Origin of the sequence: Citrobacter sp. ANG330 (assembly GCF_047467925.1) — a bacterium.
GTDB lineage: Bacteria > Pseudomonadota > Gammaproteobacteria > Enterobacterales > Enterobacteriaceae > Citrobacter_A > Citrobacter_A amalonaticus_G.
The window spans coordinates 925860-938002 of sequence record NZ_JASJUI010000001.1 but is presented as its reverse complement, the minus strand read 5'-3'; the positions used below and the strand labels follow the sequence as shown (position 1 = coordinate 938002).

The 12143-nt window shown below is 52.7% G+C and carries 11 protein-coding genes; 4 read left to right on the top strand and 7 right to left on the bottom strand.

The genetic code is table 11. From position 1 onward, the window contains the following. Positions 1 to 3: 3 nt before the first annotated feature. The 3 genes from QNN88_RS04680 to mgrA all read right to left on the bottom strand — a co-directional run bounded on the left by QNN88_RS04680 (position 4) and on the right by mgrA (position 3144). On the bottom strand, positions 4 to 1563 hold the full coding sequence (locus QNN88_RS04680; RefSeq protein WP_414239164.1) for a PTS transporter subunit EIIC: 1560 nt from the start codon (positions 1561 to 1563) through the stop codon (positions 4 to 6). Positions 1564 to 1689: 126 nt separating this feature from the next. Further along, entirely contained in the window at positions 1690 to 2019 is a 330-nt protein-coding gene (gene ypeC, locus QNN88_RS04675; protein WP_042999931.1) for a DUF2502 domain-containing protein YpeC, read from the bottom strand. A gap of 126 nt (positions 2020 to 2145) precedes the next feature. Beyond that, positions 2146 to 3144 (bottom strand): L-glyceraldehyde 3-phosphate reductase, encoded by a 999-nt coding sequence (gene mgrA / locus QNN88_RS04670; protein WP_414239163.1) that lies wholly within the window; start codon positions 3142 to 3144, stop codon positions 2146 to 2148. A gap of 181 nt (positions 3145 to 3325) precedes the next feature. Here mgrA and QNN88_RS04665 point away from each other — a divergent pair, with 181 nt between their 5' ends. Continuing rightward, entirely contained in the window at positions 3326 to 4981 is a 1656-nt protein-coding gene (locus tag QNN88_RS04665) for an alpha-keto acid decarboxylase family protein (protein ID WP_414239162.1), read from the top strand. Here the strand turns inward: QNN88_RS04665 and QNN88_RS04660 are convergent, their stop codons facing one another. Then, positions 4982 to 6217, bottom strand: coding sequence for an ion channel protein (locus QNN88_RS04660; RefSeq protein WP_414239161.1), 1236 nt, complete (start codon positions 6215 to 6217; stop codon positions 4982 to 4984). Between the two features lie 204 nt (positions 6218 to 6421). Between QNN88_RS04660 and glk the strand changes: the two genes are divergently transcribed. Both glk and QNN88_RS04650 read left to right on the top strand, forming a co-directional pair. Beyond that, entirely contained in the window at positions 6422 to 7387 is a 966-nt protein-coding gene (gene glk / locus QNN88_RS04655; protein ID WP_414239160.1) for a glucokinase, read from the top strand. A gap of 91 nt (positions 7388 to 7478) precedes the next feature. Beyond that, on the top strand, positions 7479 to 8018 hold the full coding sequence (locus tag QNN88_RS04650; protein ID WP_414239159.1) for a DUF2058 domain-containing protein: 540 nt from the start codon (positions 7479 to 7481) through the stop codon (positions 8016 to 8018). 7 nt (positions 8019 to 8025) lie between these two features. Here the strand turns inward: QNN88_RS04650 and QNN88_RS04645 are convergent, their stop codons facing one another. Continuing rightward, on the bottom strand, positions 8026 to 8724 hold the full coding sequence (locus QNN88_RS04645) for an RluA family pseudouridine synthase (RefSeq protein WP_414239158.1): 699 nt from the start codon (positions 8722 to 8724) through the stop codon (positions 8026 to 8028). A 189-nt stretch (positions 8725 to 8913) separates the two neighbouring features. On the opposite strand from QNN88_RS04645, the gene QNN88_RS04640 reads away from it, so the two are divergent. Next, entirely contained in the window at positions 8914 to 9396 is a 483-nt protein-coding gene (locus QNN88_RS04640; RefSeq protein ID WP_414239157.1) for a cold-shock protein, read from the top strand. A gap of 23 nt (positions 9397 to 9419) precedes the next feature. Here QNN88_RS04640 and ypdB read toward each other — a convergent pair whose 3' ends face one another. Beyond that, positions 9420 to 10154: a two-component system response regulator YpdB gene (ypdB, locus tag QNN88_RS04635; protein WP_414239156.1), complete on the bottom strand. Its 735-nt coding sequence runs from the start codon at positions 10152 to 10154 to the stop codon at positions 9420 to 9422. 14 nt (positions 10155 to 10168) lie between these two features. Further along, positions 10169 to 11866 (bottom strand): LytS/YhcK type 5TM receptor domain-containing protein, encoded by a 1698-nt coding sequence (locus tag QNN88_RS04630; RefSeq protein ID WP_414239155.1) that lies wholly within the window; start codon positions 11864 to 11866, stop codon positions 10169 to 10171. Between the last annotated feature and the right edge of the window lie 277 nt (positions 11867 to 12143).

The window sequence follows — 12143 nt, the reverse complement described above, 5'->3', positions numbered from 1 at the left end:
AGCTTATTTCGCGCCGACAAGGCGGTCATCTACCGCGTTGCGGACAAATTCGACGTGTGGACCAAAGACCACATGGACATGGTTGCTGGAGGGGATAAAGGTGCCCAGCGATCCCGATTCTTTCAGCACGGTCATATCCATTTTTTTCTGATCCTTTACATCGACACGTAAACGCGACACGCAGTTTTCAACGTGTTTGATATTATCGCTTCCGCCCAATCCTTGAATGACCAGTTCAGCGACCTTGTCGTACTCTTTATTATTCAGCAAGGTACTGTCTGACGTTTCACTTTCGCGTCCCGGTGTTTTTATATCAAAGCGAGCGATAGCGAAGCGGAAAACCACGTAGAAAACGACAAAGTTAATGGCGCCGAGGAGCAGTAAATTCACCCAGTGCGTATGTTCATACATCAGACCAAAAATACCGAAGTCGAAGATCGTGCCGCGAATATAGCCGATAGACACGTCCAGCATTTGCAGTGGAATAGTCAGTAAGCCGCAGAGTAGGGCATAAACAATAAACAGTTGTGGAGCAATAAACAGGAAGGAAAACTCCAGCGGTTCGGTGATATTCCCCAGCATCGCGGTGAGCACCACGGTAAGAATCATCCCCTTGGCAAATTTCTTATTCTTAAAATAGGCCATGTGGTACATCGCCAGACCAATCGCCGGCACGCGGAACAGCGTGGTGAGCATTTGTGATGACGCCAGATAACTGGTGAGCGTCGGCATATATTCCTTCCAGGCCGGATGAGAAGGGCCAAGCTCAAACAGGATCTTATTAATCGCTGGCAAAATGCCGACGTACGTTTGTCCGTCAATGAGATAGGTGCCGCCAGCCGCGGTAAAGCGGACGGTAGAACTCAGTACATGGTGCAAACCAAAGGGAATTAACAGACGGTTGAGCGTCATGTAAATTCCGGCTCCAATATTGGGCGCCATCATAATAGTAGAAATAGCACGCATACCGGCAGTAAACAGATCCCAGATAAAGGGAATAATTAATCCCACGGGGATGGCAAAGGCGATGGCTAAAATCGCAACGGATTTCTTACCGCTAAAAAAAGCAAAGGCGAGAGGAAGTTGTAGTCGGTAAAATCGGTCAGTGATTTTGGCTGCCAGCAATCCGGCAATAATACCGCCCAGCGCTTCGATTTTCAGCGTCTGAATACCGAGTACCATTCCTTGCCCAACGAATGCCAGATCATCTTTCGCCAGCGTACCGGCCAGTTTAAGGTGAACGTGCATAGCGATAAGTAGCGTCAGATAAGCAACCACGGAAGCAAAAACCGCAATTCCTTTCTCTTTTTTAGACATGCCGTATGCCACACCCATCGCGAATAATAATGGGATATTGCTGAATACCACGCTACTGATTAATCCCAGCGAAGAAAGGATGGCTTTAAATAGTTCGTTCCCCAGAAACGGGAGTTTTTCTATCATATAGCTCTGGCCTAACGCAGAGCTAATTCCCATGACCATTCCCACGGGCGCCAGTACGGCAATCGGCAATAACAGCGATCGACCGAATGTCTGAATTTCATTCTTAAAATTAGCATTCATAAGTTAATCCTGACGTGAACTTTCATGAGGATAAGATACGTTCAGGAGTTTTTTGCTCAAGGGCAAATGGTGCAGGATAAAAAGCGCAGGATTTGACCATAAAAAAAGAGCCCGGAGGCTCTTTTTTTAATGATGGTGACCGTGGCCTTTTTTTCCGCGCCCGCGATGGTCGTCGCGATCGCGCCAGCCTTCGCGGTATCCGCGCTCGTAAGCATTACGCTTATCCCAGCCACGGTGATAGCCATTGTCATGTCGCCACCAGCGATTTTTACGCCATTCATAATTGCGATGCCAGTAGTCACGGTCACGCCAGTGTCCGCCGTCCCAGTAGTTACCGTAATTATCGCGATCGCCAATTTGTAATTTTATCGATGGCAACAGGGTGATTTCGCCCGCATTTGCGGCAAGCGGTGTAAAAGCCAGTAGGGCTGCCGCAAGAATCAGTGACCTGAACATTCTTTATCTCCTTCACGATCGAAGCCGTAATCGGCCTGTTAACGTAATATTACGGGGCCGTAAAGCCCCATTTCATCGCCTTAACTCTTAAATCATGAATGAGAGCACGAATTGCTAAAAAAACGCTTAGCGCATGCCGTTCAGAATGTTGTCGATGTCGGCGCACTCCTGGTCGGTGAAATGTTGATTTGCCAGCATGCCGACCGCATCATCAATCTGCGCGGTTTTACTGGCGCCAATCAGCACTGAGGTGACGTTGTCGTTACGCAGTACCCAAGCAAGCGCCATCTGCGACAGTTTTTGTCCCCGCTTTTCAGCCAGCGCATTGAGCTGGCGCACGGTCTCCAGCTTCCCGGCGGTAAGCTGATCCGGATTCAGAAAACGGCTTCCGCTTGCGGCCCTGGAGTCTGCAGGGATCCCATTCAGGTAGCGATCGGTGAGTTGTCCTCCTGCCAGCGGTGAAAACGCGATACTGCCGACTCCTTTTTCCTGCAACATCGTCAGCAATCCGTCCTCTACCCAGCGTTCAAACATTGAATATTTGGGCTGGTGAATCAGACACGGTGTGCCCAGGTCGTTGAGAATATCGACAGCGTCACGGGCGCGATCAGCCGGGTAATTGGAAATCCCGACATACAGCGCTTTTCCCTGACGCACGATGTGATCCAGCGCTTTCATTGTCTCTTGCAGAGGCGTGTCAGGATCGGGACGGTGGTGATAGAAAATATCCACGTACTCCAGCCCCATCCGCTTCAGACTTTGATCCAGACTGGCAATCAGATACTTGCGGGATCCCCAGTCGCCGTAAGGGCCATCCCACATGGTATAACCCGCTTTGGTGGAGATGATCAGTTCGTCGCGCCAGGGCAAAAAATCTTCCTGAAGGAGGCGGCCAAAGTGACGTTCCGCTGAACCCGGCGGAGGGCCATAGTTATTGGCGAGATCGAAATGAGTGATCCCCAGATCAAACGCGCGATGAAGCAGGGCCCGGCTGTTTTCTACCTGGGTGGTATCGCCGAAGTTATGCCACAGGCCAAGCGAAATAGCGGGTAGCTTCAGGCCGCTCTGACCGCAGCGGCGATACACCATTTTCTGATAGCGATTTTCATCAGGCTGGTAAACCATTGTCTTCCCTCGCAGTGAATTCAGCTCTCCAGTGTATACGTTTACACTCGTCATTTATCAATGCCATTTTCACTCCGGACGCTGTAAATTCTGCTTTCCACCCTCATTGCCGCCTCTTTCTGGACAGCCCGGATGCTTCTTCAATACTCAACATGAGGTTATCGTCAGAAGGAAAGCTGTCATGCAAACCCCTTATACCGTTGCGGATTACCTGCTCGACAGAATGGCTGGGTGTGGTATCGGGCATCTGTTTGGCGTGCCGGGCGATTACAATTTGCAGTTTCTTGACCATGTCATCGGCCATCCACAGGTGCGCTGGGTCGGGTGTGCGAACGAGCTTAACGCCGCCTATGCAGCGGACGGTTATGCCCGGGTCGCCGGAACCGGCGCGTTGCTGACCACTTTCGGCGTAGGAGAGCTGAGTGCCATGAATGGCCTGGCGGGCAGTTATGCGGAATATGTTCCCGTCTTGCATATCGTTGGTGCTCCGTGTCGCGGGGCGCAACGTCGTGGGGAACTGATGCACCACACGCTGGGTGATGGCGACTTCCAGCACTTCTACCGGATGAGCCAGCCCCTCTGTGCGGCCAGCGCGCTGCTGGATGAGCAAAATGCCTGTCATGAGATCGACCGTGTACTGTACACGATGTTGACCGCCCATCGTCCGGGTTACCTGATGCTGCCTGCGGATGTGGCGAAACGTCCGGCATCGCCTCCTTCGACAGCGCTGGATATTTCAGTGCCGGAATCTCAGGCGAATGTAGTCACGGCATTTCGTTACCATGCCCGACAAAAGCTGATCAGCAGTCCGCGCGTGGCGCTGCTGGCAGATTTTCTCGCCCATCGTTTTGGTCTACAACCAGTCCTGCAACGCTGGATGGCCGAGACGCCCTTAGCCCATGCCACCCTGTTGATGGGGAAAGGACTTTTCGACGAACAGCAACCGGGTTTTGTCGGCACCTACAGCGGGGGGGCCAGCAGCGACGAAGTCCGTCAGGCGATAGAAGAGGCGGATATCACGATTTGCGTGGGAACCCGATTTGTCGACACGCTGACGGCTGGCTTTACCCAGCAACTGGCGCTGGAACGCACAATTGAGGTGCAGCCGCAGGCATCGCGGGTGGGGGAAACCTGGTTCAGCGGTCTGTCTATGGAGCAGGCGGTCACCACGTTGCGTGAGCTGTGTCTGGAACTCTCTTTTGCGTCGCCGCCCGCTAAACCTGCGACCGTACCCTCGCACATCGAACGAGGACCACTGACTCAGGAGAACTTCTGGTATACCGTGCAGCAGGCGCTGGCACCCGGCGATCTGATCATCGCCGATCAGGGAACGGCGGCATTTGGGGCGGCGTCTCTGTCGTTGCCCACGGGGGCGGAACTGATGGTTCAACCGCTCTGGGGTTCGATAGGCTACTCGCTGCCCGCCGCGTTTGGCGCGCAGACGGCGGCGCCTGAGCGTCGGGTTATCCTGATAAGCGGCGATGGTGCGGCGCAATTGACCATCCAGGAAATCGGCTCCATGTTGCGCGACGGGCAAACGCCGGTGATTCTGGTGCTCAATAACGACGGATATACCGTCGAGCGTGCGATCCACGGAGAGAAACAGCGATACAACGATATTGCTTCGTGGAACTGGACGCAGATCCCTCGGGCATTCAGCCTTGCGGATCAGGCCGAATGCTGGCGGGTGACGCAGGCCGTTCAGCTCGAGGAGGTGCTGGCCCGGCTGGCGCGTCCACAACGGCTCTCGCTGATTGAGGTCGTGCTGCCGAAAGCCGACTTACCCGTCCTGTTATGTAAAGTCACCCAGGCGCTGGAGTCACGTAACAGCGGTTGACTATTTATCCTCCCGGTTGGCGATCATCATCGGTTTGCCCGCCAGCAGCAGCCAGGCCGGAAGCATCACAATACACAGCAGCGGTAGCAGGGTGGTGTCCGGCACCACTACTGCAGCCATAAACAGGCTGAGCCAGCCGTCCCGGGTGACAACCAGAACCAGACCCAGAATCGCGCAGGAGACGGTAATCGCCGCCGGAACAGCATCAACGTGGGCGTGCAGCATCAACCCTAACGCCACGCCGACGAATACCACCGGGAAGATCCGTCCTCCGCGAAAACCGCTGGCTGCAGCAATGACCAGCGCGGCGAGCTTAATCACCGCGAGCATAAAGAAATCCATTGTGCCAAGCGTCTGGCTGAACGCCATTTGCTGCATTTCGTCCAGGCCTTTAAACAGTGTTAACGGCCCACCCACTACGCCGAGTAGCCCTAACAGGAATCCCCCGGCGCCGAGGATCAGCACCGGATTTTTCAGGCGGTGCAGTAAAGCGTGCAATCGGGGTAAGCACCAGACCGCCACCATCCCGGCCGCAATAGCAATCGCCGCTACCACGGCCCCGGAGAAAATATCCACAATGCGCATTTGGGTGTAGTGGGCGATCGGGAGCGAGAAATGCGGGTGAAAAAACAGGCTGGTGGTCAGTGAACCTGCCGCTGCCGCCATTAACGGCGCAAAGAGGCGATCCCACAGCGGCGTATCGTTAGAGCCGCTCAGGGTTTGCGAGAAAATCAGCGCGGCGGCGACCGGTGTGCCAAACAGTGCGCCGATGGTGCCGGCGGAAGCCAGAATGGTCCAGTCGAGGGCGCCAATTCGTGGGAAAAACCGACGACCCAGCGCCACGGCTAACGCGATGTTAACAGCCATAATCGGATGTTCGGGACCTAGGCTGACGCCCCCCGCCAGACCCAGCACCAGCGCGATGATTAAACCCGGCAACGCAGCGGGTGAAATTGGCGCGCCGATCAGCGGTTCAGTGGCCGGATCAGGACCCGCATGTCCGCTGCTGTAACGAATCACCAGACCGACCAGCACCCCGGTTAGCGTCAGGATAAGTATGATCCAGAGGGGAGAATCGGCAGCGATCCCCAGACTGCCCGGCAGGTGTTGCCAGAGTACGCCCTGCAAAATGGAGGCAAACTTCATGACCACAATCAGGACTAAACTGGAGGCAACTCCCAGGATCAGAGCGGGAAGCGACAATAACAACATGGTTCTGGCTCGCGGATGGAGCATGTTTTTTTTCCTTAAGGCCGTGGCTTGCGTTAGTTTGCCGCGTCAACCGGATGGCATCGCTGCAAATGGTGCTGAAACGATAAAGTTATTGTGTGACCTGGATCGATATTTTCAGGGGACTCGCTTTTCTGAGATTGTTGTTATGCCCCCGTATATTTACAGTGTGGCAAAGACTTATTTTGACTTTAGCGGAGCAGTAGAAGAATGACAAAGTATGCTTTAGTGGGTGATGTCGGCGGCACCAATGCCCGTCTTGCTCTGTGCGATATCGACAGCGGAGAAATCTCGCAGGCCAAAACCTATTCTGGTCTGGACTATCCCAGCCTGGAGGCTGTTGTGCGTGTTTATCTCGATGAACACAAGGTGAAAGTGGACGCGGGCTGTATCGCAATTGCCTGCCCGATTACGGGTGACTGGGTCGCCATGACCAACCACACCTGGGCGTTTTCTATTGCAGAGATGAAAAAGAATCTTGGTTTCAGTCATCTGGAAATCATCAATGATTTCACTGCCGTGTCGATGGCGATCCCGATGCTGAAAAAAGAGCATTTGATCCAGTTTGGCGGCGCGGAACCGGTTGAGGGGAAACCTATTGCGGTTTACGGTGCGGGCACGGGGCTGGGGGTTTCGCATCTGGTCCACGTCGATAAACGTTGGGTCAGCCTGCCGGGCGAGGGCGGTCACGTAGATTTCGCGCCGAACAGCGAAGAAGAGGCGATCATCCTGGAGGTACTGCGTGCCGAGATTGGTCACGTCTCTGCGGAACGCGTACTTTCTGGTCCGGGGCTGGTGAATTTGTATCGTGCGATCGTCAAATCTGACGGACGTCTGCCAGAGAATTTGCAACCAAAAGACATTACCGAACGCGCGCTGGCCGACAGTTGCACGGATTGTCGTCGTGCGTTATCGCTGTTCTGCGTCATCATGGGACGTTTTGGCGGCGATCTGGCGTTAACGCTTGGCACCTTTGGCGGCGTCTACATTGCCGGTGGCATCGTGCCGCGCTTCCTGGAGTTCTTCAAAGCCTCGGGTTTCCGCGGCGGTTTTGAAGATAAAGGTCGCTTCAAGGCCTACGTTCAGGACATTCCCGTCTATCTGATTGTTCACGACAACCCCGGTCTGCTCGGCTCCGGCGCGCATTTGCGCCAGACCTTAGGCCAGATTCTTTAAGCCACATTAAACGACCAAACCGCGAGCCTCACGCGGTTTGGTCAATTACAGGTATAATCCCACTTATCATTCATCAGACTCAGAAGCGACAATGACGAAACTTACCTTACAAGAGCAGATGCTAAAAGCGGGTTTAGTAACCAGCAAAAAAATGGCGAAAGTGCAGAGAACGGCCAAAAAATCACGCGTACAGGCCCGTGAGGCAAGAGAGGCGGTCGAAGAAAATAAAAAGGCGCAGCTTGAGCGTGATAAACAGCTCAGTGAGCAGCAAAGGCAGGCGACGCTGGCGAAAGAATTTAAAGCCCAGGTGAAGCAACTTATTGAAATGAATCGCATCACTGTCGCAAAAGGCGATATTGGCTTTAACTTCACCGATAACAATCTCATCAAGAAAATCTACGTCGATAAGCTGACCCAGACGCAGTTGATCAACGGACGTCTGGCCATTGCGCGTTTATCTACCGATAACAGCGGCGAGAGCGAATACGCGATTATCCCGGCCAGCGTCGCCGATAAAATTGCGCAGCGCGACGCAACCAGCATCGTATTGCACAGTGCGTTGAGTAAGGAAGAGCAGGATGAAGACGATCCGTATGCTGATTTTAAAGTGCCTGATGATTTGATGTGGTAAGTCGTGTTCAGAACGGCGCGCTGTGATGCACGTTAATACACTCTCCGCTAATGGGGTGAGTAAAGTGTAATTCGCAGGCGTGTAGCATCAGCCGTGTGGTTTGTTCTGTACCGGGTAGCAGGCGACCGCCATACAGGTCGCAGCCCAGAATAGGGTGTCCCAATAGCTGGCAGTGAATGCGTAACTGATGCGTGCGTCCGGTCTCCGGCGTGAGCTGGACCCGCGTCAACGGCAGTGTGGCCCCGTCGGCGAGGGATTGATTAACGCGCTCAACCACCTGATAGCGCGATCGCGCGGGTTTGCCATTGTTCGGGCAAATCGACATGAGCGGAAACCGCGCTGGATCTTTGGCTATCGGCGCATCAATCACCCCTTCGTCAGTGTTCAGATGTCCGCAGAGCAATGCGCTATAGACCTTACGGACGGTGCGCTGGCTGAACTGGTGGCAGAGGGCGACATTGACCGCCTTATTACGCGCCACGACCATCAGTCCGGACGTACCGAAATCCAGACGGTGGACCAGCGTGCAGCCAGGATATTGCTGAACCAGCCGATAGTGTACCGAATCGAGATTTTGCGGATTCTTCCCAGAAAGACTGAGCAGCCCGGCAGGTTTATTGATCAACACCAGGTGATCGTCCTGATAGAGCGTCTCTATCTTGTCGTTACACGGTGGGGCGATAAAGGTATCAATAATCGTAGACATCAGGCTGCCCGGCGAGAAAGTGGGGACGGATGATAACCCATTTCCAGCCGACCGGCGAATGATGGCGACGTCACTTTCCCTCGCGTCGCTGACATTTATCATCCAGACTTAAGCCAAAGACGTGGCCTGCGCAGGCATTGTGCTTTACACTGCGCGCTGCAAAAATTTGAGTGGATTAACCAGACGGTAATGGCGATGAACGGAACAATCACAACGTGGTTTAAAGATAAAGGTTTTGGATTTATCAAAGATGAGAACGGCGATAACCGCTATTTTCATGTGATTAAGGTTGCCAACCCTGAACTGATCAAAAAAGATGCGGCGGTAACCTTTGAACCGACCACTAACAATAAAGGGCTTTCTGCCTATGCGGTAAAGGTCGTACCGGACAGCAAATATATCTATATCGCGGGCGAACGCCTGAAACTTACCTCGATTAAATCCTTCGTGGTGTTCAGCGAAGAGGTCCCGGCCGACACGCCGATTGATAAAGAGAATGCGGTGCTCTCTGTCGGGCTGCTGATGAGCAGCATCAGGCCGAAAACTACCGTGAAACCGGGTGAAATGCGCACGGTAAAAAAACTGGCGATCACCACCTTCCAGGGCACGACGTTAATCTTCTCGGAGGATGAGATTGATATCGAGTCTACGGTCAAAATGCTCAAAGTCTGATTTTTGCGCTGCCCGGCAGCGCACTATAAATGCATTAACTGCCGGAACTCTTTCACCTTGCTGCGGCTGACGGGAATTTCAAATTCCAGATCCTTGAGGCGTAGAATATAGGTATTGTTAAACCACGGCTCGATCTCGCGAATTTTATTCAGGTTGACGCAGAACGAGCGGTGGCAGCGGAAGAAATGCGAGGGCGGCAGTTTATTGCAGAACTCGGTGATATTTATGGGCATCACGTACGATTCCCGCCGCGTATAGACAAACGTCATTTTCTCATGCGCTTCGGCGTAATAAATATCGTTGATCGGTGTGACGATGATCCGCTCATCCTTGATGAGATTAATCGTGTCGTTTTCACGCGTCACGGGCCCAACCGCTGTGGTGCCAGACTGTTGCTGCTGCCAGGCCGCCTCCAGTTTTTGCAGCATCCCGACGATCCGTGATTCCTGATACGGTTTAAGAATATAGTCAAACGCTTCCAGTTCAAACGCTTCAACCGCATGTTCTTTCCACGCGGTAATAAAAACAATAAACGGTTTGTGAGCAAACTGACTGATATTTTGCGCCAGCAGAACGCCGTCCAGAGACGGGATATTGATATCGAGAAAAATAGCGTCGACGCGCTGATGCTGCAAAAACTTCAGCACATCCAGCCCGTCGTCAAACGTCCCGACAATTTCCATCTGGCTATGTTCTTTTATCAGCCAACTGAGTTCCTGTTGGGCAAGGAATTCATCTTCAACGATGATGACTTTCACAGTGTTACTCCGGCTTATAGCAATAACGTGGCGGGCGTAGTGGTCGCCGTATGCTGGTTGGGTACATAAAAAGCGATCTCGGTGCCGGGTTCCAGGCGGCGAATATGCAGACCTTCACCATACAGCAACTTAACGCGATGATGGACATTAAGCAGACCAATTTTATTGCCAGGCATTTCGTTGGATTCCACGCGCTCAATCACTTTCGGATCGATACCGTGACCCGTATCCCTTACGGCAATGCGCACCCGGTTGCCGCACTCGGCGACGCTAATGGTCACCACACCTTTCCCTTTGCAGGGCTGAATGCCGTGAACAATCGCGTTTTCCACTAACGGTTGTATTAACAGGCTGGGGATGACGCAGTTGACCTCTTCATCAATATCATAAATAACGGTCAGCTTGTCGCCAAAGCGGGCCTGTTCAATGGCGATGTAATCTTTGATTTGGTACAGCTCTTTTTTAATGTTGATCTGCTCGTCATCGTTTAACTCAATGTTATAGCGCAGATAACGCGACAAATTAAAAATGAGCTGACGGGCAGTGTCCGGATTAAGCCGAATCGATGACGAAATCGCGTTCAGGGCGTTAAAGAGGAAATGAGGATTAATTTTACTTTGCAGTGCACGTAGCTCTGCCTTATTTGCCATTTCCCGTAATTGCTCGGCACGGGATACCTCGAGCTGGGTTGAGATAATTTGCGACAGGCCGATGGCCATCTCCTGTAATGACGAGGTGATCTGATGGGCGTGACAGTAGTAAATTTTCAGCGTGCCGGTCACCACGCCTTTTTCCCATAAGGGAATGACCAGCATGGAGTGGATCTCCGGCGTGCGATGCGCTTCATCATTGTTTTTAATAATAATTTTACCGGAATTGATCGCCTGCTGGGTGGTCGGACTGACAACATCATCATGGTTGCGGTAGTTCACTTCACCGACGCCGACGTAAGCCAGCACATGCCGGGTATTGGTGATGGCAACCGCATCGGCGTGGATATCATGACGAATGATTTCGCAGATCTGGCGTAGCGATTCGCTGTTAACGTGGCGAAACAGGGGCAGGGTTTTATTGGCGATATCCAGCGCCAGCTTAGCCTGCCGTGCGGCGCTTGCTTCTTTTTCTCCTTCAACGCTTTGTACCAGCAACACGATAAACCCGATACAGACGCTGCCCAGAATCATCGGAATACCGATTTTCGAGACAATATCCAGCCCCAGTTCAGTGGTTGGCGCCCAGAGGACAACCAGGATCATCGTCAGCGTTTCGCAAAGCATGCCGCCTAAAATCCCGGCGCGCCAGTGCTGCGCTTTCGGGATCCTGCGGTTAATCCAGCCGGCAAGGCAACCTGCCAGAATGCTGGTGATAAAGCAGGGGATCGCCGTCACGCCGCCAATGTCGATCAGATAGCGGTGTGTCCCGGCAATCACCCCCGTAATAATCCCCACCCACGGGCCAAACAGGATCCCGCCTGACATCACGGCAATAATTCGCACGTTCACCAGCGAACCCTCAACCGGAACGCCAGACCAGGTGCTGAACAACGCAAACATCGAAAAAATGGCGGTAACAGCGAGCAGCTCTTTTGGCGTATGGGCAGACTTATGCAGCAGCTCGCGGAACAGGCGGATGCGGATGAGAAAAAACAGGCAAAAAAGCATCAGCGCTGCCCGGTCAAATACGGCCAGCAGCATGGAAAATATTTCGTGCACGAGGGGACTCTTGCCAAAAAGTGAAAGTACTATGATAGGTAACCGCAGGGCGGATGACCAGTCTGCTGAGGTCGTTCCGCTAATGAGGAAAAACCCTGTTTTTAAAAGGGGATTGCCTGGCGATTGGTGTATTTACAATACATCTCATAAAACATCAGCTTTCATGGTTACAATCATAACAACAGACTGTTATGAAAAAGTGATATTTAACGATGATGAAAATGAATCACTTCCTCTTTTAAAAATAATTTGCCTCTTTTGTGAAACGAAAAAATAT

Bases quoted from the DNA above. Each gene is read 5' to 3' on its own strand.
- glk (WP_414239160.1), top strand. From the start codon at position 6,422: ATGACAAAGTATGCTTTAGTGGGTGATGTCGGCGGCACCAATGCCCGT.
- mgrA (WP_414239163.1), bottom strand. From the start codon at position 3,144: ATGGTTTACCAGCCTGATGAAAATCGCTATCAGAAAATGGTGTATCGC.
- QNN88_RS04665 (WP_414239162.1), top strand. From the start codon at position 3,326: ATGCAAACCCCTTATACCGTTGCGGATTACCTGCTCGACAGAATGGCT.
- QNN88_RS04640 (WP_414239157.1), top strand. From the start codon at position 8,914: ATGGCGATGAACGGAACAATCACAACGTGGTTTAAAGATAAAGGTTTT.
- ypeC (WP_042999931.1), bottom strand. From the start codon at position 2,019: ATGTTCAGGTCACTGATTCTTGCGGCAGCCCTACTGGCTTTTACACCG.
- QNN88_RS04650 (WP_414239159.1), top strand. From the start codon at position 7,479: ATGACGAAACTTACCTTACAAGAGCAGATGCTAAAAGCGGGTTTAGTA.
- QNN88_RS04660 (WP_414239161.1), bottom strand. From the start codon at position 6,217: ATGCTCCATCCGCGAGCCAGAACCATGTTGTTATTGTCGCTTCCCGCT.
- QNN88_RS04680 (WP_414239164.1), bottom strand. From the start codon at position 1,563: ATGAATGCTAATTTTAAGAATGAAATTCAGACATTCGGTCGATCGCTG.
- QNN88_RS04645 (WP_414239158.1), bottom strand. From the start codon at position 8,724: ATGTCTACGATTATTGATACCTTTATCGCCCCACCGTGTAACGACAAG.